Below are 21,008 nucleotides of genomic sequence, written 5' to 3'. Positions count from 1 at the left end.
GGCGCTCATCGGTGGGACGTGCGGTGTCAGGGGGTGGTCCCCTTGAACGACAGGTTCGTGATGGCCTGCTTGTAGCCGGCTCCGAAGTATTCGTCACCGCTGGAGTACGGCACGGACGTCATCCAGAGGAGTACGTAGCGGGTCTTGACCGGTGTCTCGGTCTCCGGCTTCGCCGTCGAGTCCGAGGTCTCGACGGTGGCGATCTTCTTCATGGTGTCCGGGGTGCCGGACGGCGACAGCGAGTCCGCCGCGTACAGGGTGACCGTGGTGTGCGGGCCGTTGTAGCGGAGCTCTATGGAAGCGGACGAGACGTTCTGTTCGCTCCCGAGGTCATAGACGATCCCTACGCCCTGCTTGTACGGGGCCAGGACGGGGCCGCCGACGAAGGTCTTGGTGCGCCAGTACGAGGCACTGTCGCTGTCGTACGTGTTGCCGACAGCCGAGGCGTTCTGCGGCAGCCCGTCGGGTGCGTACTCCTCGGCGGACTCGATCGCGAGCGGCTTGGGCGGCTCGGGCTTCTCGTCGTCGATCGTCGGAGACGTGTTCGGGGGCTTGGGCGCGTTGTCCTGGCCCAGGAGCCGGTCCGCGATCTGCCAGCTGCCGAGGCCCAGGGCGGCGATCAGCAGGGCCGAGACGGCCCACTTCAGCGCCTTGCCGGTGCGACTCTGCAGCGGGGGCGGCGGGATGACCACCGGCTGGGTGACCGGCGGGCGCACCTGGGGACGCCCGTAGGTGCCCTGCTGGTACGTCGTGCGCTGGTACTCGGGCGGAGGGGCGAAATCCGGCTCGGGCGGCTTCACCCGAGGCATCGCTGCGACGGCCTTGGCCAGCTCGTCCGGGGTCGTGCAGGGCGGCTCCTGGCGCGAGGCGGTGGCCCCGTCGTTGGCCAGGGCGCGCATGGCGATCTCGGAGAGGCCCCGGTGGACGCCGGCGCGGACCTGGTCGGGCGGGAGCAGACCGACGCCCTTGGGCAGGCCGGAGAGCCCGTAGGCGTCGCTGTCGTACGGCCAGCGCTGGGTGAGGGCGGCGTACAGGAGCGCCCCGATGGCCTCGGTGTCGCTGCGCTGCGGGCGCTCGGCGGTGATGCCGCGCAGGGCGGCGTTCACGGCCAGGCCGCGGATCCGGTACTGGCCGGTGGAACTGCGCAGGACGGCGCTCGGCGTGAGCCGGAGGTGGGCGAGGCCTTCGCGGTGGGCGGCGGCCATGGCCTGGGAGACCTGGCTGACGAGCTGGTAGGCGTCGTGGGGCTCCAGCGGGCCGGCCGCGAGCAGCGCGGTCAGCTCGGTGGAGTCCGGCAGCCACTCGTGCACGACGTAGACCAGGTCGTTCTCCTCGACGGCGTCGAGGACCTGCACGAAGCGAGGGTCGCCGAGGAGGGCCGAGGAGCGGGCCGCGGCCAGGACCGAGCGGGCCCTGGGGTGGTCGGCGGGCAGCAGGTGGACCCCGACGGCACGCCGTAGTTTTTCGTCGACGGCACGCCAGCTGCTGAAGCCGTCCAGACGAGTGACGCACTCCTCCAGCCGGTAGCGCCGGGCCAGTTTGTGGCCGCTGTGCAGTTCCGGAGCCGCGATGGAGGGCTGTTCGCCGCTCTGTCGTTCGACCGCCTTCTTGTCCGTGGCCTCGGCGGGCTGTTCCGCCGTCTTCTGCTTGTCCGCCACCCCGTCGGTCGCGGCCGTATCCGCCTTGGCGGTCAGCGGGTCGTCACCGCTGTTGTCGGCCACGTCGACGGCAGCCGTGCTACGTTCCGCCACCGTCGTTCCCTGCCTCCCCATCCGTTGCGCCACATCCAACAGCCAAGCCAATTGTGCCCACAGTCGGACGCTATGCACGACACGCGGCTCCCCCCGATGGTTGTGCGGGACCCGTCGGTTCAGCGTCCCAGGCGTCCGCGCACCATCCCGACCAGGGTGTTCAGCTCGGCGATCCGCATGCGCTTGGCCGCCACGAAGAAGACACCGAGGAGTACTGCTCCGCCGACGAGCAGGGCGACGAGCGAGCCCAACGCGCCTTCGCCGAGGAGCTTCAGCAGGCCGAAACCGACGGCGCCGGAGACGATCGCTGCGGGCACGGAGGCCATGCAGAGGCGGGCGTAGGTCCGCATCACGTGGGTGCCGTCCAGGTCGCCTCCCAGCAGCTTGCGGAGGCGGCGCCACGCGATGCCGACACCGACGGCGTAGGCGAGACCGTACGAGCCGGCCATGCCGACGACGGCCCACTGGGCGGGCAGGACGACGTAACAGATCGCCGAGGCGGCCGCGTTGACGGCGGCGACGATGACCGTGTTGTAGAAGGGCGTCCGGGTGTCCTCGTAGGCGTAGAAGCCGCGCAGCACGACGTACTGGACGGAGTAGGGGATCAGTCCGAGGCCGAAGGCCATCAGGATGAAGCCCATGCCCTGGGCGGCCTCGACGCCGCTGGACGCGTAGAGCAGGGTGCACATCGGGACGCCGAGCGCGAGGAAGGCGAAGGAGACGGGGACGATCGCGACGGCCGAGTTGCGCAGGCCCTGCGAGATGTCGTCCCGGACGGCGCCGGGGTCGTTGTCGTGGGCGGCGCGGGAGATCCGCGGCAGCAGTGCGGCCATCACGGAGACCGTGATGATGGCCTGCGGCATGCCCCAGATCAACTGGGCGTTGGAGTAGGCGAGGAAGCCGGCACCGTTCCTCCCGGACTCCTCACCGGCGGCCGTGGCGAGCTGGGTGACGACCAGGACACCCGCCTGGTTGGCGAGGACGAAGAGAACGGTCCACTTGGCGAGCTTGACCGTCTTGCTGAGCCCGTGGCCCTTCCAGTCGAAGCGGGGGCGGAAGCGGAAGCCCGTCTCACGCAGGTACGGGATCATCGCCAGGGCCTGGACGACGAGGCCGAGCAGGGTGCCGATGCCGAGCAGCCGGATGCCTTCGTCCGGGATGGTCTGCACACCCATGTGCGACTCGGCGGAGGTGCCGTAGACCCAGATGAACAGGCCGAAGGTGACGATCATGACGATGTTGTTGAGGACCGGGGTCCACATCATCGCGCCGAACTTGCCCCGGGCGTTGAGGATCTGACCCATCACCACGTGCACACCCATGAAGAAGATCGTGGGCAGGCAGTAGCGGGCGAAGGTCACGGCCACGCTGTTGGCCGCGGCGTCGTCGGCGATGGTGTTCGACATCAGCCGGATGAGCAGTGGCGCCGCGAAGACGGCCAGGACCACGATCGCGCCGAGCGCCACCATCACCAGGGTGAGCAGACGGTTGGCATAGGCCTCGCCGCCGTCCTCGTCGTTCTTCATCGAGCGGACGAGCTGAGGGACGAACACCGAGTTGAGGCCGCCGCCGACGGTGAGGATGTAGATCATCGTCGGCAGGGTGTAGGCGATGGTGAAGGTGTCACCGAGCAGGGCGGCGCCGAGCGCGCCGGTGATCACCAGGCTGCGGACGAAGCCGGTGAGCCGGGAGACCAGGGTGCCGGCGGCCATCACCGCGCTCGACTTCAGCAGCCCGGAGGCGCGGCCGGACTTCTTGGGTGCGGGGGCGGGCATCGGGTCCGGCTCCGGGGCGGGCGGGGGCACCTGGCCGGGCGTCTGCTGGTCCCGGTAGAGGTGCGCGAAGGCGTCCGGCTCGGGCTCCTCCTCACCGGCCCGGGTCACAAGGTCGTCGACGCCGGTGAACTGGACGGTGCGCGCGTCGTCGCCGTACGGCAGGTGGCGCGAGGGGCCCTCGGGTTCCGGCGCCGGGGTCTGCGCCCACACCCGGGGGTCGGGAGCGTGGTGGGGCGCGGCCGGCTGCTGGTAGAGCGGCTGCGGCTCCTGGTACAGGCCGGGCGGGGGCGGCGGATGCGCGGCGCGGTCGTAGAGCGCCTCGGTCACCGGGTCCTGCGCGGACAGGTCCTGGGCCCGGTACGGGTCATGGGTGAAGACGTCCTGGACGTAGGGGTCCTGGGCGTAGGGGTTCTGCGTGGCGGCGTCCTGCGCGTAGGGGTCGTGTCCCTGCCCCTGCGGGCCAGGAGCCCCCTGCTGCGGGGGCGGCACGGGCGGGTAGCCGGAGCCGGGGGGCGCCGCGGGCGTCCCACCGGACGGCTGGGTGCCGCCCGCGCCCTGGCCGCGGTCACCGTCGTACGGCGCGTTCATGGTTACCCCACCTCATCGTCCCCGGCCGACCGGCCACGACATCGCTCAACGGTCCACTTTCTCACCCGGGCCCGACGGGTCGCCGCTTTCGGGCCCGGTGTCCGGTGTCGGGTCACTCGGCTGCTCGGGTTCGTCCGCGTCGGGCTTCGTCGACGGGGCCGAGGCCTCCTGAGGCGCCGTGTCCGCCTCAGGCTCCGGATCCGTCTCGTCCGGAGTGGTGTCCGTCTCCGCGGCTTCGGACTCGGCGTTCCGCGCGGCCACCCGCTTGCGCTGGCTGTACATCCGCACGCCGGCCAGGACGAGGAGCAGCACGCCACCGGCGATCACGAGCATCACCGTGGGGGTGATCTCGGAGACCCGGACGGTGAAGGTCATCGGCTTCCCGTACGGGGTGCCGTCGTCGGTGTAGAGCTGCGCCGTCATCGGCACCTGGCCGTTGACATAGGCGGAGGCGGAGAACTTCACCGACTGGCTGTGGCCACCGTTGATCTTCACGGGCTGCTCGGCGACCCCGTCACCGTTCAGCTTCAGCCGGTGCTTGTTGTCGGAGGTGAGCCGCAGTACGAGGTGTACGTCCTGCAGCAGCTTGTTCTGGACGGTCACGGGGATCGTCGCGCTGCGGCCGGAGAGCGTGAGGTCGGACTTGTCGACCAGCTGGACCCCCTCGGTGAGGGTCTGCAGATACTCCAGGACGTTGATCCGGTAGAGCGCGGCGGCTCTGGCCTGCCCGCGCCACGAGGTCGACATCTCGCGGTTGATCGCGTTGCTGAACGGGGGCACGACGCGGTACTGGGCGGTGAGGATGACCTTGAAGTCGTCCAGCTCGTCGCGGGTGGTCTTCATGTCACGGAAGGCCTGGACGGGCAGCTCCCGGTCGCGCAGCTTCTTCGGGTACCGGGAGCCGGGGGGCACCGCGGTGGAGGCGTCCGGGTCCGGCTTGGCCGTGGCGGCGGCCAGGAGGTCGCTCGGCTGGCTCCACCGCTTGCCTGAGAGCCCACGCAGGGCGGTCGCCATGGTCTGCGCCTGCGCGACGCTCGGCATCCGCTGCGGGGCGACGACGATGCTGCGCTGGTCCTCGGGCTGTTCCAGGGTGATCGCGAGGGACTGGGCGAGGAACTCCTGGACCGCGAGCGTGGAGTTCTCCGCGCGGACCATGTCCCCGTCGAAGGTGGTGGACAGCAGCGCGTCGCTGACCACCGCCGTGGTGCTGCCGTTGCCGAAGGGGCGGGCAGCCGTGGGCGTGTAGGGGAGGTCGTCGCGGACGCTGTCGCTGCGGGCGATCACCTTGTCGGCCCCGGCAGAGGTCGCCACCGCCACGATGGAGGGGTCGACGGCCCCGTCGACGGGCCAGGCGAACTCGGTGGAGGGCTGGACGTGGAGGATGGTCTCGACCGTCGTCCCGGCGAGGGCGGTCGCCGACTGGAGGTGCCCCAGCGAGCCGGGAACGTCCTTGCCGCGGTGGGCCAGGGAGGCGAGGTCGGGATCGGCGAAGGGAAGGGCGACGACCTTGTGGCCCTGGATCGCCTTCTCGAGGGAGTCCAGCCACCGCTCGGCGACGGCCTGGTTCTTGCCGGGGACGTGCAGGGTGCCGTCCTTGACTCGGTAGCCGTTCGCCATGGCGTCGACCGACGCCAGCAGATCCGGGTCGACCACCCAGGTGACCGGGAGGTCCTTGCCCAGCGAGACCAGCTCGTCGAGGCGCCCGCCCGGCTTCAGCTCGGCGGCCAGGGCGTCGTCCTCGAACACCGGGGTCTGCTGGTCGTCGGTGGCCGTCTCCGCCGACACATGGGCGGAGGAGATCAGCGGCCAGAGGTAGGTGAGCTGGGTCTTCTTCTCGGTGGCCTCGGGCTGGTACGGCACGAAGGTCCGCTCGATACCGAGGACCCGGTCGTAGCGCCGGTCCGAGGTCTGGCCCATGAGGGAGACGCCCAACTGGTAGACCCCCGCGTCGTCGAATCCGAGCTCGGAGACCGGCACGGAGAGGGAGAAGTCCGTACTGAGGCCGGGGCCCAGCCGGGGGACCTTCACCGTGGGGGCGTCGTCGAGGGGGGCCGGGTCGCTGTCGTTCCGGAAGCCGGTCCGCTTGGTGACCTGGTCGATCTCGCTGCGGCTCGTCATCCGGGGCCCGACGTGCAGGTCCACGGTCGCGTCGGTGACGGTCTTCTTGCTCCGGTTGGTCACCGTGCCGGTGATGGTGACCGTGTCCCCCTCGACGGGCGCGCTCGGCGCCAGCGTGTCGAGAGACACATCGACGGTCTTCGAACCGGTGGCGTCCTCGGCGGCGGACGCCGGGGAGGTCGCGGCCGGGGCCTGGAGCAGGCCGGCCAGGAGCGGCGCCCCGAAGGCGACGGTGATCGTGCGCCGCAGCCATCGGCGGGCAGGTGAGGGACCGGTTCCCTGGATGTCTGCCGCCTCGGCCACGCGTTCGCCCGTCCTCGTCGTTGTCTCTGGTGTCAGTGGTGTAGGTGGTTCCCGGTTGCTGTGTCCAGGCATGGTAACGAGGCACGCTGGGAGCAAGTGCCGGGGACTGCTCCAGTGGATCTTCGTCCGGCCCCGTCCGGCGGCTCGGAGGGTCCTGTCCACGGGAAAACGAGGACGTCACCGCGAGCCGGGGCACGTACCCTTTTCTGTTGTGCCGAACGCCAACGAAGACACCCCGACTGCACTGAGCCAGGTGCAACGCCGCGCGGTCAGTGAACTGCTGCGTGTGTCCCCCGTCGCCGACGACCTCGCCCGCCGCTTCCGGGAGGCCGGGTTCAGCCTCGCGCTGGTCGGTGGCTCGGTCCGGGACGCGTTGCTCGGCCGGCTCGGCAATGACCTGGACTTCACCACCGACGCCCGCCCCGAGGACGTACTGAAGATCGTCCGTCCGTGGGCCGACGCGGTGTGGGAGGTCGGCATCGCCTTCGGGACGGTGGGCTCCCAGAAGGAGGCCCGCGTCGGAGACGTCGTTCAGAGCTTCCAGATCGAGGTCACCACGTACCGCTCGGAGGCGTACGACCGGACCTCGCGCAAGCCCGAGGTCTCCTACGGCGACTCCATCGACGAGGACCTCGTCCGGCGTGACTTCACCGTCAACGCCATGGCCGTGGCTCTCCCGGAGAAGGAGTTCATCGACCCGTACGGCGGTCTTGAGGACCTCGCCGCCCGGGTGCTCCGTACGCCGGGTACGCCGGAGGAGTCCTTCTCCGACGACCCGCTGCGCATGATGCGGGCCGCGCGCTTCGCCGCCCAGCTGGACTTCGAGGTCGCCCCCGAGGTCGTCACGGCGATGAAGGAGATGTCCGGCCGGATCGAGATCGTCTCCGCCGAACGGGTCCGTGACGAGCTCAACAAGCTGCTGCTCTCCGCCCACCCCAGGAAGGGCCTCGGGCTCCTCGTGGACACCGGTCTCGCCGACCATGTGCTTCCCGAGCTGCCCGCACTCCGCCTGGAGAGCGATGAGCATCATCGCCACAAGGACGTCTACGAGCACTCGCTGACCGTGCTCGACCAGGCCATCGACCTGGAGGAGGACGGCCCCGACCTGGTGCTGCGCCTCGCGGCCCTGCTCCACGACATCGGCAAGCCGCGCACCCGCCGTTTCGAGAAGGACGGCCGGGTCTCCTTCCACCACCACGAGGTGGTGGGCGCGAAGATGACCAAGAAGCGCATGACCGCGCTCAAGTACTCCAACGAGATGATCAAGGACGTCTCGCGGCTCGTGGAGTTGCATCTCCGCTTCCACGGCTACGGGACCGGCGAGTGGACGGATTCGGCCGTGCGCCGTTACGTCCGTGACGCCGGGCCGATGCTCTCGCGTCTGCACAAGCTGACCCGCTCGGACTGCACCACCCGCAACAAGCGCAAGGCGGGCGCGCTCTCCCGCGCCTACGACGGCCTGGAGGACCGCATCGCCCAGCTCCAGGAGCAGGAGGAGCTCGACGCGATCCGTCCCGACCTCGACGGCAACCAGATCCAGGAGATCCTGAGCATCGGTCCCGGTCCCGCCATCGGTCAGGCCTACAAGTTCCTGCTGGAGCTCCGACTGGAGAACGGGCCGATGGAGCACGACGAAGCCGTCGCCGCGCTCAAGGAGTGGTGGGCCGCACAGGGCTGAGCCGCGTCCCGGCCCTGCCATGTTTCACGTGAAACATCGCAGCGCCGGGACCTGTGAGGGGTGGTGTTTCACGTGAAACATCACCCCTTCGCGCGTTCCCCGCGCAACGCCAGGGCGATTGCCGCGTAGATCACGGCCACCAGGACGATCAGCAGGGTGGAACGGCCGTCGGGTGGCAGCATCAGCGCGGCGACCCCCGCCGCGGCCACGAAGGCCACGTTGAACAGCACGTCGTACAGCGCGAAGACCCGGCCTCGATAGGCGTCGTCCACGGACGTCTGCACCACCGTGTCCGTCGCGATCTTGGATCCCTGGGTGATGAGCCCGAGGACGAAGGCGGCGACGAAGAACGGAGCGGGGGCGAAGGTCAGGCCGAGCAGCGGTTCCAGCACGGCGGCCGTCGCCGCGCACACCGTCATCCACCCGAAGGGGCCGAGCCGTCCCACAGCCCAGGGGGAGAGCACGGCCGCCGCGAAGAAGCCCGCGCCCGAGGCGGCGACCGCGATTCCGAGGAGCCCGAGCCCTTCGGACTCCGTGGAGCTCCACTCGTAGCGGCAGAGCATGAGCACGGTGACGAGCAGCGCTCCGTAACAGAAGCGCATCAGGCTCACCGCGGCGAGGGCGCGGGCCGCCGGCCGTCGTTCGCCGAGGTGTCGCACTCCCTCGGCGAGGCCGCGGGCCGTGGAGGCGAGGGCCGGAACGAGTCGCTGGGGCACGAGGCCGGTATCGGGCCCCAGGAGTTCCCTGGACATCCGCAGGGAGGCGAGGGCGGCGCAGAGGTAGAGGACGGCGCCGAAGGCCACCACGGCCGCGTCGGACTTGTCGGCGATCAGCTGGATGCCGAAGGCGAGACCGCCTCCCACGGTCGCGGCGAGGGTGCCGGCGGTGGGGGAGAGCGAGTTCGCCACGACCAGCCGTTCGGCGTCGACGACTCGCGGGAGCGAGGCCGAGAGACCCGCGAGGACGAAGCGGTTGACGGCCGTGACGGAGAGCGCGGAGGCGTAGAAGAGCCACTCGGGGACGGAGGCGAGGACGAGTACGGCGGTCCCGCCGGCGAGGACGGCCCGCAGGAGGTTGCCGTACAGGAAGACCTGACGGCGCTGCCAGCGGTCGAGGAGCACACCCGCGAAGGGCCCGACGAGCGAGTACGGCAGCAGGAGGACCGCCATGGCGGAGGCGATCGCGGCCGGGGAGGTCTGTTTCTCGGGGGAGAAGACGACGTACGTGGCCAGGGCCACCTGGTAGACGCCGTCGGCGCACTGGGAGAGCAGCCGGACCGCGAGCAGGCGGCGGAAGTTCGTCAGGCGCAGGAGTACGCGCAGATCACGTACGACGGACATGGCAGCAAGACTCACATACGAAGAGGGCCCCCGGGCAGTGCCGCGGGGACCCTCGATCGACAAGCGTGCGGAGCTTTAGCGCTCGACCTCACCCTTGATGAACTTCTCGACGTTGGCCAGGGCCTCGTCGTCGAAGTACTGAACCGGCGGGCTCTTCATGAAGTAGCTCGACGCGGAGAGGATGGGGCCGCCGATGCCGCGGTCCTTGGCGATCTTCGCGGCGCGCAGGGCGTCGATGATGACACCTGCCGAGTTCGGGGAGTCCCACACCTCGAGCTTGTACTCGAGGTTCAGCGGAACGTCGCCGAACGCACGGCCTTCGAGGCGCACGTACGCCCACTTGCGGTCGTCCAGCCAGGCCACGTAGTCCGACGGACCGATGTGGACGTTCTTCTCGCCCATCTCACGGTCGGGGATCTGCGAGGTGACGGCCTGGGTCTTGGAGATCTTCTTGGACTCCAGGCGGTCGCGCTCCAGCATGTTCTTGAAGTCCATGTTGCCGCCGACGTTGAGCTGCATGGTGCGCTCAAGACGGACACCGCGGTCCTCGAACAGCTTCGCCATCACGCGGTGCGTGATGGTCGCGCCGACCTGCGACTTGATGTCGTCGCCGACGATCGGGACGCCCGCCTCGGTGAACTTGTCAGCCCACTCCTTGGTGCCGGCGATGAAGACCGGAAGGGCGTTGACGAAGGCGACCTTGGCGTCGATGGCGGCCTGGGCGTAGAACTTCGCCGCGTCCTCGGAACCCACCGGCAGGTAGCAGATGAGAACGTCGACCTGGCGGTCCTTGAGGATCTGGACGACGTCCACCGGCTCCTCGGCGGACTCCTCGATGGTCAGGCGGTAGTACTTGCCGAGACCGTCGAGCGTGTGACCGCGCTGGACCGTGACGCCCTTGTTCGGGACGTCGCAGATCTTGATGGTGTTGTTCTCGCTGGCGCCGATGGCGTCGGAGAGGTCGAGGCCGACCTTCTTCGCGTCGACGTCGAAGGCGGCCACGAACTCGATGTCACGGACGTGGTAGTCGCCGAACTGGACGTGCATCAGGCCGGGCACCTTGGCCGCCGGGTCGGCGTCCTTGTAGTACTCGACGCCCTGCACCAGCGAGGCGGCGCAGTTGCCCACGCCGACGATGGCTACGCGAACCGAACCCATTCCGGTTGCTCCCTGTGTGATCGTGGAAGCCCTGCTGTGCGCAGGGTTTCACTTGGCGGTGTCGTCGGACGGATCCGGCCGGGTACTGCCCCCGTGCCGGGGCAGGCCGCCCGTCTCTCCAGAATCGTTGTCGTGCAGAGCGGGGGTGTCGGGGCCGGATCGCTGATCCCGCCCCGCCCGCTCGCTCTCGATGAGCTCGTTCAGCCAGCGCACTTCGCGCTCCACGGACTCCATACCGTGGCGCTGCAGCTCAAGCGTGTAGTCGTCGAGGCGCTCGCGGGTCCGGGCCAGGGAGGCGCGCATCTTCTCCAGACGCTCCTCCAGCCGGCTGCGGCGGCCTTCGAGGACCCTCATCCGCACCTCGCGCTCGGTCTGCCCGAAGAAGGCGAAGCGTGCGGCGAAGTGCTCGTCCTCCCAGGCATCCGGGCCGGTGTGGGACAGGAGCTCCTCGAAGTGCTCCTTACCCGCGGCCGTCAACCGGTAGACGATCTTGGCCCGGCGTCCTGCGAGTGAAGCGGCGAGGGCTTCCTCGGGAGCGCTGCCCGGTTCCTCGATCAACCAGCCGTTGGCGACCAGCGTCTTGAGGCAGGGATACAGCGTTCCGTAGCTGAAGGCCCGGAAGACGCCCAGCGAGGTGTTGAGACGCTTCCGCAGCTCGTACCCGTGCATCGGAGCCTCGCGCAGCAGGCCGAGAACGGCGAACTCGAGGATGCCGGAGCGTCTGCTCATTCGTCGCCTCCTCCTCCGCCTTCGGGGCTCTTATGCCGTGCTGATGTATCGACTCGATACATCAGCACGATAGAACGGCCCGTCTGTCTCGACAAGTGGGACCGCCGTGACCGGCGTCACATCGTCAATTCACAGCGATCGACTTGCCTGATTTGGGGTGAACTCCGGCCCTAGGTGGGTTTTGGCCGTGCGTAGTCTGTGCGGCATGCAGAACACCGGGAACCGAGCGCTGCCGAGGGGCGTCAGTGCTCCGGGTGACCGGCTGCGATACGGAGGGGCCTCCGATGGGGTTCCGGCCGTGCGCATTTCGGGGGGACCGGAACTCAACTGCCGCTTCCAGGCCTGTGTGCCTGCCCGAGGAGTAGTCGTTCGATGAGCGAGCATCGTCGCAAAATGCCGCCGCAGCAGCCGCCGACGGGCGGTCGCGCGGCGGCACGGCGCGCTGCCCAGCAGCCGGTGGGCCGCAGGTCGGCCCCGGCCCAGGACGTCGGTACGGGGGCCCCTTCGGCCTCGTACGGACCCCGTTCCTCTCATGGAGAGGAGCAGCAAGCCTATGGAGGTCGCGCGGAGGCCCGTCGGGCTGCCCAGCGCGGCAGCCGCCGCAGGGGGGCGGAGGCCGGCCCCGGTGGCCCGGGTGGCCCCGGGGGCGGACGGCGTGGTGGTGGTGGCGGCGGTGGAGGCCGCGGTCCTGGTCGCGGCCCCGGTGGCCGTCCGCCGGGCAAGAAGCGCATGATCGACTACCCGAGGTACGGCAAGCACGGCTGGCGTCGCTGGATGCCGTCGTGGAAGTTCGTGACGGGCACCTTCCTGTTCTTCGTGGCGAGCGTGATGGGCGCGGCCGCCATCGCGTATTCGCGGGTGGACGTTCCCAACGAGGCTCTGTCCGCGAAGTCGCAGAACAACATCTACTACTGGGCCGACAAGACCCGGATGGTCGCGACGGGCAGCGGTACGAACCGCCAGATCGTTCCGTTCGCGAAGATTCCGAAGTCCATGCAGAACGCGGTGATCTCGGCCGAGAACAAGACCTTCTGGGACGACTCCGGAATCGACCCCATGGGTATCGGCCGCGCCGTGTGGAACATGGCCAAGGGCGGCGAGACCCAGGGTGGCTCGACGATCACCCAGCAGTACGTGAAGAACAACCGTCTTGACGACCAGTCGCAGACCATCAGCCGGAAGGTGAAGGAACTCTTCATCTCCATGAAGGTCGGCAACGAGACCGACAAAGACGAAATCATGGCCGGCTATCTGAACACCGCGTACTACGGACGCGGCGCCTACGGCGTTCAGGCGGCGGCTCGGGCCTACTTCAACACGGACGCCGAGAAGCTCAACCCCAGCCAGTCGGCGCTGCTCGCCGCGGTCCTCAAGGGCGCGACGTACTACGACCCGGCCGGCTATCCCGAGATCGACCCCGAGGCCACGCCCGAGAACAACACCGTGCGGGCCACCAAGCGGTGGTCATGGATTCTCGACGAGATGCAGAAGGACGGGCATCTTCCGGCCGAGGAGCGGGCGAAGTACACGAAGTTCCCCAAGGTCGAGGGGCCCAAGAAGAGTGCCAATCTGAGCGGTCAGATCGGATATCTGGTCAGCACCGCCAAGGCGAACGTCAAGGCGCAGTTCGGTATCACCGAACAGGATCTGGAGCGCGGCGGCTACGAGATCTACACCACCTTCGAGAAGGACAAGGTGGACAAGATGGAATCCGTGATCAAGGACGTGATCAAGGAGAACATCGACCCGAAGAAGCGCCCGAAGACGGACACGCACGTCCAGTTCGGCGGCGCTTCCGTCGACACGGCGACCGGGAAGATCGTCGCCATCTACGGCGGCGCCGACGCCACCAAGCACTTCCAGAGCAACGCCGACAGCACCGGCGCCCAGGTCGGGTCGACGTTCAAGCCCTTCGTGCTGGCCGCCGCGATGAAGGACGGCGTCCGGAACCCGGAGCTCAGCGCCGATCAGGACGCGTCCGAACGCAAGATCCTGGACCCGGACAAGAGCCTCTACAACGGCAAGGACGACCTGGAGATCCGCCGGTACAACGGGGAGATCTGGAAGGACGAGAACGGGGACGAGTGGCGTCAGAGCAATGACGAGGACGCCAGCTACGGGCCGATCTCGCTTCGCTACGCCATGATCAAGTCCGCCAACTCGCCGTATGTGCAGCTCGGCATGGACGTCGGCATCGACAAGGTCCGCAACGCCGCCGTCGCCGCCGGACTCCGCGAGGAGTCCCTGGTCAAGGGCGAGGTGCCGTCCTTCTCCCTCGGTGTCTCCAGCCCGAGCGCCATTCGCATGGCCGGCGCGTACGCCACCTTCGCCAACGAGGGCAAGCAGAACGACCCCTACTCCGTCGAGATGGTGAAGAAGAGCGGCGTCGTCTACAAGGAGCACGAGGCCAAGCCCAAGGTGGCCTTCAGCCCGGCCATCGCCGGCAACGTCACCGACGTGCTGCGGAGCGTCGTGGACGACGACCGGGGTACCGGCCGGAAGGCGCGGATCCCGGGCCGCGCGGTGGCCGGCAAGACCGGTACGACCGACGACAACATGTCGGCCTGGTTCGTGGGCTACACGGCCCAGCTGTCGACCGCGATCGACATGTACCGCTTCGACGACGACGGGACGAAGAAGGACCGCAAGTTCGAGAAGATGTACGGCACGGGTGACCAGCCGACGATTCACGGTTCGTCGTTCCCCTCGCGGATCTGGCGGGAGTACATGACGGATGCCGTGGAGGGCATGCCGCTCGTGGACTTCCCGAAGCCGGAGAAGCTGGAAGGCGCCCAGCCCGTCTTCGGCGGCGGCGCCAAGAGCCCGACGCCGACCCCGACGGCCACGCCGACGCCGACCGAGACCTCGGCGACGCCGACGACGGCTCCCCCGACCACCACGGCGCCTCCGACGACGACTCCCCCGCCGACGCGGACGCCGAAGCCGGGCAAGACGACCTGTGGCGTCTGGGACTGGGACTGCAACAACACCCAGGAACCGGGCAACCCGGGCGGCAACACCGGGCAGCCCACCACCACGCCACCCGCCACCGACACACCGACGCCGACGGACTCAGCGACGGACGGCGGAGGCAACGGCCCAGGTGGGGGCAACGGCAAGCCCGACGACGGGACCTGGATCCCCTGATCCTCGTCCGGGGCACTCGCTGATCCCCCCGTCGACGCACTCCGTGAGGGCCGCCGCGCCCGATCCGTACCTTCCGTACGGGTCGGCCGCGGCGGCTCTCGCCGTTTTCCCGGAGCCGTACGGCAGGATGTCCCCCATGCCGAGCCTCCAGAAGACGAGCGCGCCGCAGGACCGGTCGCAGGGCCGCTCGCAGACGGTCATCCCCACCCACCGGGACAAGGTGGCCGCCGCGGGCAGCGAACTGATCGGCGGCCCCTACGGCCGCCGGGCGGTGACCGGCACCGGGCAGCTGACGCCGGTGCGGGTGATCGCCCTCGTCGCCATCGGCATGTTCGCCCTCGGCATGGTGCAGAAACTGCCCTGCTACAACTGGGCCTGGTTCCGGGGCACGACCTCCCAGTACACCCACGCCTGCTACTCGGACATCCCGCACCTCTTCTCGGGGCGGGGCTTCGCCGACGGCCTGGTGCCCTACTTCGACCGGCTGGGCGGCGACATACCGTTCCTGGAGTACCCGGTCCTGACCGGACTCTTCATGGAGGTCGCGGCCTGGCTGACGCCGGGCGGCGGCGACACCATGCAGCAGGAGCAGTCGTACTGGCTGGCCAACGCGGGTCTGCTGATGGTCTGCGCGGCCGTCCTCGCGGTCTGTGTGGCCCGGACGCACCGGCTGCGCCCCTGGGACGGGCTGCTCGTCGCCCTGGCCCCCTCGGTCGCGCTGACCGCCACGATCAACTGGGACATACTGGCCGTCGCGCTGACCGCCGCCGCGATCCTGATGTGGTCGCGCGAACGCCCGCTGGCCTTCGGCATCCTGCTCGGCCTGGCCACCGCCGCCAAGTTCTACCCGATACTGCTCCTCTGCCCGCTGCTGCTGCTCTGCTGGCGGGCCGGGAAGTGGCGGGAGTACGGGACCGCGGTGCTCGGTGCGGGCGGTGCGTGGCTGGTGGTGAACCTGCCTGTGATGCTGCTGGCCCCCGAGGGCTGGAAGCAGTTCTACCTCTTCAGCCGGGACCGGAACGTCGACTTCGGTTCGATCTGGCTGCTGGTCAGCCAGCGGACGGGCGACGCGATCACGCCTGACCAGGCCAACCTGTACGCGCTGCTGCTGATGGTGGTGGCGGTCGGCGGGCTCGCCTACCTGGCGTTCACCGCGCCGCGCAGGCCGCGCTTCGTCCAGCTGGCCTTCCTGATCGTCGCCGCGTTCGTGCTGACCAACAAGGTCTACTCACCGCAGTACGTGCTCTGGTTGGTCCCGCTGGCGGCGCTCGCCCGGCCGCGCTGGCGCGACTTCCTGATCTGGCAGGCGTGCGAGGTCATGTACTTCGTGGGTGTCTGGATGTACCTGGCGTTCACGACCAGCGGCAACGCCAAGCAGGGACTGCCGGTGGACGGCTACCAGTTCGCGATCGTCCTGCACCTGCTCGGCACCCTGTACCTGTGCGCGATGGTCGTACGCGACATCCTCACGCCCGAGAAGGACCCGGTCCGGCAGGACGGGGGGGACGACCCCTCGGGGGGCGTCCTGGACGGTGCGGAGGACGTCTTCGTCGCGGGCAGGGCGGCCCATCCGGCCCGGCACGCGGCCCCGCCCGCCGAGGACGGGCCGCGGGTGGAATGGGGCACCCCCAGGAGCTGAGCTCCCGGGGGTGAGGGGGACCGGCCGGCTCAGCGCTCGACGAGCCGGTCGAACTGCGTCGTGGTGTGGCGCAGATGGGCCACGAGCTCGTCGCCGACCCGGGGCTCCTGTGCGTCGGCCGGCACGAACAGGATCGACACCTGCATGTGCGGCGGCTCGGCGAACCAGCGCTGCTTCCCGGCCCAGACGAACGGAGAAAGGTTCCGGTTGACGGTGGCGAGACCGGCCCGTGCGACGCCCTTGGCGCGCGGCATGACGCCGTGCATCGCCTTGGGGGCCTCCAGGCCCACGCCGTGCGAGGTGCCGCCGGCGACGACGACCAGCCAGCCGTCCGACGCGGCCTTCTGCTGGCGGTAGCCGAACCGGTCTCCCTTGGAGACCCGGGTCACGTCGAGGACCGCGCCCCGGTACTCCGTGGCCTCGTGGTCACCCAGCCAGAGGCGGGTGCCGATCCGGGCGCGGAAGCGGGTCTGGGGGAACTGCTGCTGGAGCCGTGCCTGTTCCTCGGCCCGCAGATGGCTGACGAACATGGTGTGCAGCGGCAGCCGGGCGGCCCGCAGTCGGTCCATCCACCCGATGACCTCCTCGACGGCGTCGGTGCCGTCCGGGCGGTCCAGGGGGAGGTGGAGCGCGAAGCCCTCCAGGCGCACGTCCTCGGTGGCGGCGTGGAGCTGCGGGAGCTCCTCCTCGCGGACACCGTGCCGCTTCATCGAGCTCATGCACTCGATGACGACGCGGGCCCCCACCAGGGCGTGGACGCCGTCCACCGACGACACGGAACGGATGACCCGGTCGGGCAGCGGAACCGGTTCCTCACCCCGTCGGAAGGGGGTGAGGACCAGCAGGTCGCCGCTGAACCAGTCCTTGATCTTCGCGGCCTCGTACGTGGTGCCCACGGCGAGCATGTCGGCGCCGAACCGGGCCGCCTCGTCCGCGAGGCGCTCGTGGCCGAAGCCGTAGCCGTTGCCCTTGCAGACCGGGATCACACCGGGGAACTGGTCGATGACGGTCTTCTGGTGCGCGCGCCAGCGAGCGGTGTCGACGTAGAGGGAGAGCGCCATGGCCGGCCCGGAACCTTTCTGATGGCAGCGGTGTATCAAAGGTATGTACGAGACTACGGAAACGTCAGCGGTACGGCACGGGGCAGCGACGCGACGTCACGGATCAGCGGCGCGACATGTAGATGTCGAGCGCCTTGTGCAGCAGCTTGTTGAGCGGGAAGTCCCACTCGCCGACGTACTCGACGGCCTCGCCGCCCGTGCCCACCTTGAACTGGATGAGCCCGAAGAGGTGGTCGGTCTCGTCGAGCGAGTCCGAGATGCCCCGCAGGTCGTAGACGGTCGCGCCCATCGCGTAGGCGTCGCGCAGCATGCGCCACTGCATCGCGTTCGAGGGCCGGACCTCACGGCCGATGTTGTCGGAGGCGCCGTAGGAGTACCAGACGTGGCCGCCGACGACGAGCATCGTCGCAGCGGAGAGGTTCACGCCGTTGTGGCGGGCGAAGTAGAGCCGCATGCGGTTGGGGTCCTCGCTGTTGAGGACGGTCCACATGCGCTGGAAGTACGAGAGCGGGCGCGGCCGGAAGTGGTCACGGACGGCCGTGATCTCGTACAGGCGCTGCCACTCGGCCAGGTCCTCGTAGCCGCCCTGGACGACCTCGACACCGGCCTTCTCGGCCTTCTTGATGTTGCGGCGCCACAGCTGGTTGAAGCCCTTGAGGACATCGTCGAGCGAGCGGTTCGCGAGCGGGACCTGGAAGACGTAGCGGGGCTGCACGTCGCCGAAGCCGGCGCCACCGTCCTCGGCCTGCTGCCAGCCCATCTTCCGCAGCCGGTCGGCGACTTCGAAGGCACGCGGCTCGATGTGGGTGGCCTCGACGTCCTTGAGGCGCTTGACGTCCGGGTCCTGGATGCCGGCCTTGATGGCGGCCGAGTCCCAGCGCCGGATGACGACCGGCGGGCCCATCTTCACCGAGAAGGCGCCCTGCTGCTTGAGGTGCGCCAGCATCGGCTGCAGCCAGTCGTCGAGGTTGGGCGCGTGCCAGTTGATGACCGGGCCCTCGGGCAGATAGGCGAGGTAGCGCTTGATCTTCGGGAGCTGGCGGTAGAGCACCAGGCCGGCGCCTACGAGCTCGCCGTTCTTGTCGAACCAGCCGAGGTTCTCCGAGCGCCACTCGGTCTTCACATCAGCCCACGCCGGGACCTGGCAGTGGCTCGCCGCGGGCTGGCTCTGGATGAAACCCAGATGCTGCTCACGACTGATGGTCCTCAGGGTCAGGCTCATGCGGGGCGCTCCTCGGCAGGTGTGTCCCCATCGGTCAGGGGCTCCGGCTCTCGCGCCGAAGCCTACTGTGACCGGGGAGCGCCCCGGATGGGCGTGTACGCCCTGACGTGCCGTTCGGCTCAGCTGACGACGCCGCCGAAGAGCCCGCCGTGGGCCATACCGAGGTAGAAGCCGAACGCCGAGGCGCCGAGTCCGAGGATCAGCAGGAAGCGCTCGCGGGTCGTCACGGAGATGAACTGTCCGTAGCCGCCGGTCAGGATGCCGATGAGCCCCGTCCAGGAACTCAGTAGGTGCAGGTTGTGGAACTGCGCGGTGACGAAGGCGATGACGCCGAGGACCAGCGTCACTCCGACCAGGGTGTCCTGGATGGGGTGCGGTTTGCCGTCGGTGGCGAAGAGGGAGTGGCCGGGGTCGGGTCGCATTGCCTGTGCCATGGGGCACCTCCTGGCGTAGCTGCCGGAAGGCGGCGCATCGTAGCGCCGCCGACATCCGTTGTGTACAGATTGCGTCCCCTCACCAGTGAATTTCAACCGCAGGGCGATGAGCGGGTACTCTGTACGGTCTGCACCGGTGTCTGCCCTGGTCCGTCTGGATCCCGGCAGTGCCCCTCGTTCGCCGAGGGGGACTGTCAGTGGTGGCGGATACCGTTGCTTACGCATCACGACCCTCCTGCCACGGAACGACCGTGGCCGCTGAGTCCAAAGGAGGTGGGTTCCACATGCGTCACTACGAAGTGATGGTCATCCTCGACCCCGATCTCGAGGAGCGCGCTGTCTCCCCGCTGATCGAGAACTTCCTTTCCGTCGTCCGTGAGGGCAACGGAAAGGTCGAGAAGGTCGACACCTGGGGCCGTCGTCGTCTCGCCTACGAGATCAAGAAGAAGCCCGAGGGCATCTACTCGGTCATCGACCTGCAGGCCGAGCCTGCAGTCGTCAAGGAGCTCGACCGACAGCTCAACCTGAACGAGTCGGTCCTCCGGACCAAGGTCCTCCGTCCCGAGACCCACTGAGCGTCTAGCTCAGTGGTCATCGGATCCGAGTAGCAACAAAGCAGCCAGAAGCAATCCCGCCGAGAGGTTCCCCCATGGCAGGCGAGACCGTCATCACGGTCGTCGGCAATCTTGTCGACGACCCCGAGCTGCGCTTCACCCCGTCCGGTGCGGCGGTCGCGAAGTTCCGTATCGCGTCCACCCCCCGCACCTTCGACCGTCAGACCAATGAGTGGAAGGACGGCGAAAGCCTCTTCCTCACCTGCTCGGTCTGGCGTCAGGCGGCGGAGAACGTCGCCGAGTCGCTTCAGCGAGGCATGCGCGTCGTCGTGCAGGGCCGGCTGAAGCAGCGGTCCTATGAGGACCGTGAGGGCGTCAAGCGCACGGTCTACGAGCTGGATGTCGAGGAAGTCGGCCCCAGCCTCAAGAACGCCACGGCCAAGGTCACCAAGACCACCGGTCGAGGCGGCCAGGGTGGTTACGGCGGGGGCGGCGGCGGCCAGCAGGCCGGCGGCGGTGGCAGCTGGGGTGGAAACTCCGGCGGTGGCCAGCAGGGTGGTGGCGGTGCTCCCGCCGACGACCCGTGGGCGACCGGCGGTCCCTCCTCCTCCGGCGGCGGCCAGCAGCAGGGCAGCGGTGGCAGCTGGGGTGGAAACTCCGGCGGCGGCTACTCGGACGAGCCCCCCTTCTAGGGCACGCCCTCGAAGCAGCTCGTACCCCCATTCTTGATCACACAGGAGAAACACCATGGCGAAGCCGCCTGTGCGCAAGCCTAAGAAGAAGGTCTGCGCGTTCTGCAAGGACAAGACCGTCTACGTGGACTACAAGGACACGAACATGCTGCGGAAGTTCATTTCCGACCGCGGCAAGATCCGTGCCCGCCGCGTGACCGGCAACTGCACGCAGCACCAGCGTGACGTCGCCACGGCCGTCAAGAACAGCCGTGAGATGGCGCTGCTGCCCTACACGTCCACCGCGCGATAAGGAAAGGGTGACCGAATAATGAAGATCATCCTGACCCACGAGGTCTCCGGCCTCGGCACCGCCGGCGACGTCGTCGACGTCAAGGACGGCTACGCCCGCAACTACCTGGTCCCGCGTGGTTTCGCGATCCGCTGGACCAAGGGTGGCGAGCAGGACGTGGCGCAGATCCGCCGCGCCCGCAAGATCCACGAGATCGCGACCATCGAGCAGGCCAACGAGATCAAGGCCCGCCTCGAGGGTACGAAGGTGCGCCTGGCCGTTCGCTCCGGCGACGCCGGCCGTCTCTTCGGCTCCGTGACCCCGGCCGACATCGCCTCGGCGATCAAGGCCGCGGGTGGCCCCGACGTCGACAAGCGTCGCGTCGAGCTCGGTTCGCCGATCAAGACCCTGGGCTCGCACCAGGTGTCCGTGCGTCTGCACGCCGACGTGGCCGCGAAGCTCGGCGTCGAGATCGTCGCCGCGTAACGCTGCCCCTGGCAGTCTGCGCTCAGCAGTGAGGAAGGGCCGCACCCCTCGGGGTGCGGCCC

Annotated in this window: 17 protein-coding genes; 8 read left to right on the top strand and 9 right to left on the bottom strand. The window is 69.0% G+C overall.

The features are described from left to right. Positions 1–26: 26 nt before the first annotated feature. The 3 genes from OG259_RS21130 to OG259_RS21120 all read right to left on the bottom strand — a co-directional run bounded on the left by OG259_RS21130 (position 27) and on the right by OG259_RS21120 (position 6,535). Positions 27–1,751, bottom strand: a complete 1,725-nt coding sequence (locus OG259_RS21130) for a protein kinase family protein (RefSeq protein ID WP_328943688.1) — start codon at positions 1,749–1,751, stop codon at positions 27–29. A gap of 119 nt (positions 1,752–1,870) precedes the next feature. Further along, positions 1,871–4,114 (bottom strand): murein biosynthesis integral membrane protein MurJ, encoded by a 2,244-nt coding sequence (gene murJ, locus OG259_RS21125; RefSeq protein ID WP_328943687.1) that lies wholly within the window; start codon positions 4,112–4,114, stop codon positions 1,871–1,873. Between the two features lie 45 nt (positions 4,115–4,159). After that, positions 4,160–6,535 (bottom strand): DUF6049 family protein, encoded by a 2,376-nt coding sequence (locus tag OG259_RS21120; RefSeq protein ID WP_328943686.1) that lies wholly within the window; start codon positions 6,533–6,535, stop codon positions 4,160–4,162. A 211-nt stretch (positions 6,536–6,746) separates the two neighbouring features. Here OG259_RS21120 and OG259_RS21115 point away from each other — a divergent pair, with 211 nt between their 5' ends. Then, a complete protein-coding gene (locus OG259_RS21115) occupies positions 6,747–8,213 on the top strand; it encodes a CCA tRNA nucleotidyltransferase (RefSeq protein ID WP_328943685.1) in 1,467 nt (488 codons plus the stop codon). Between the two features lie 80 nt (positions 8,214–8,293). Here OG259_RS21115 and OG259_RS21110 read toward each other — a convergent pair whose 3' ends face one another. The 3 genes from OG259_RS21110 to OG259_RS21100 all read right to left on the bottom strand — a co-directional run bounded on the left by OG259_RS21110 (position 8,294) and on the right by OG259_RS21100 (position 11,440). Continuing rightward, positions 8,294–9,553 carry an MFS transporter gene (locus OG259_RS21110; RefSeq protein WP_328943684.1) on the bottom strand — a complete coding sequence of 420 codons (1,260 nt, stop codon included), beginning with the start codon at positions 9,551–9,553 and terminating at the stop codon, positions 8,294–8,296. A 75-nt stretch (positions 9,554–9,628) separates the two neighbouring features. Then, positions 9,629–10,711, bottom strand: a complete 1,083-nt coding sequence (locus tag OG259_RS21105) for an inositol-3-phosphate synthase (RefSeq protein WP_266894130.1) — start codon at positions 10,709–10,711, stop codon at positions 9,629–9,631. A 48-nt stretch (positions 10,712–10,759) separates the two neighbouring features. Continuing rightward, entirely contained in the window at positions 10,760–11,440 is a 681-nt protein-coding gene (locus OG259_RS21100; protein WP_328943683.1) for a PadR family transcriptional regulator, read from the bottom strand. Between the two features lie 553 nt (positions 11,441–11,993). Between OG259_RS21100 and OG259_RS21095 the strand changes: the two genes are divergently transcribed. The 3 genes from OG259_RS21095 (at position 11,994) to OG259_RS21085 (ending at position 16,226) form a co-directional block, all read left to right on the top strand. After that, entirely contained in the window at positions 11,994–12,173 is a 180-nt protein-coding gene (locus tag OG259_RS21095) for a hypothetical protein (protein ID WP_328943682.1), read from the top strand. Then, a complete protein-coding gene (locus OG259_RS21090; protein WP_328943681.1) occupies positions 12,170–14,587 on the top strand; it encodes a transglycosylase domain-containing protein in 2,418 nt (805 codons plus the stop codon). Before OG259_RS21095 ends, OG259_RS21090 begins: the two co-directional genes overlap by 4 nt. Positions 14,588–14,714: 127 nt before the next feature. Further along, the gene (locus OG259_RS21085) at positions 14,715–16,226 is read left to right on the top strand and encodes a glycosyltransferase family 87 protein (protein WP_443051991.1); all 1,512 of its coding nucleotides are present in this window, start codon (positions 14,715–14,717) and stop codon (positions 16,224–16,226) included. A gap of 29 nt (positions 16,227–16,255) precedes the next feature. Here the strand turns inward: OG259_RS21085 and OG259_RS21080 are convergent, their stop codons facing one another. The 3 genes from OG259_RS21080 to OG259_RS21070 form a co-directional block, all read right to left on the bottom strand. Further along, on the bottom strand, positions 16,256–17,287 hold the full coding sequence (locus tag OG259_RS21080) for an alanine racemase (RefSeq protein WP_328943679.1): 1,032 nt from the start codon (positions 17,285–17,287) through the stop codon (positions 16,256–16,258). Between the two features lie 103 nt (positions 17,288–17,390). Continuing rightward, positions 17,391–18,509, bottom strand: coding sequence for a lipid II:glycine glycyltransferase FemX (locus OG259_RS21075; RefSeq protein ID WP_266894140.1), 1,119 nt, complete (start codon positions 18,507–18,509; stop codon positions 17,391–17,393). Between the two features lie 119 nt (positions 18,510–18,628). Beyond that, positions 18,629–18,943: a hypothetical protein gene (locus OG259_RS21070; protein WP_328943678.1), complete on the bottom strand. Its 315-nt coding sequence runs from the start codon at positions 18,941–18,943 to the stop codon at positions 18,629–18,631. Between the two features lie 284 nt (positions 18,944–19,227). On the opposite strand from OG259_RS21070, the gene rpsF reads away from it, so the two are divergent. The 4 genes from rpsF to rplI all read left to right on the top strand — a co-directional run bounded on the left by rpsF (position 19,228) and on the right by rplI (position 20,946). Then, positions 19,228–19,518: a 30S ribosomal protein S6 gene (gene rpsF / locus OG259_RS21065; RefSeq protein WP_015034882.1), complete on the top strand. Its 291-nt coding sequence runs from the start codon at positions 19,228–19,230 to the stop codon at positions 19,516–19,518. 74 nt (positions 19,519–19,592) lie between these two features. Further along, complete coding sequence (locus tag OG259_RS21060; protein WP_328943677.1) at positions 19,593–20,189, top strand: single-stranded DNA-binding protein; 597 nt, start codon at positions 19,593–19,595, stop codon at positions 20,187–20,189. A 55-nt stretch (positions 20,190–20,244) separates the two neighbouring features. Next, positions 20,245–20,481 carry a 30S ribosomal protein S18 gene (rpsR, locus tag OG259_RS21055; protein ID WP_003956534.1) on the top strand — a complete coding sequence of 79 codons (237 nt, stop codon included), beginning with the start codon at positions 20,245–20,247 and terminating at the stop codon, positions 20,479–20,481. A gap of 18 nt (positions 20,482–20,499) precedes the next feature. Next, positions 20,500–20,946 carry a 50S ribosomal protein L9 gene (gene rplI, locus OG259_RS21050; protein WP_266894146.1) on the top strand — a complete coding sequence of 149 codons (447 nt, stop codon included), beginning with the start codon at positions 20,500–20,502 and terminating at the stop codon, positions 20,944–20,946. The last annotated feature ends 62 nt before the right edge of the window (positions 20,947–21,008 follow it).

Source organism: Streptomyces sp. NBC_00250 (genome assembly GCF_036192275.1).
GTDB lineage: Bacteria > Actinomycetota > Actinomycetes > Streptomycetales > Streptomycetaceae > Streptomyces.
This window is presented reverse-complemented; position numbering and strand designations above follow the sequence as displayed.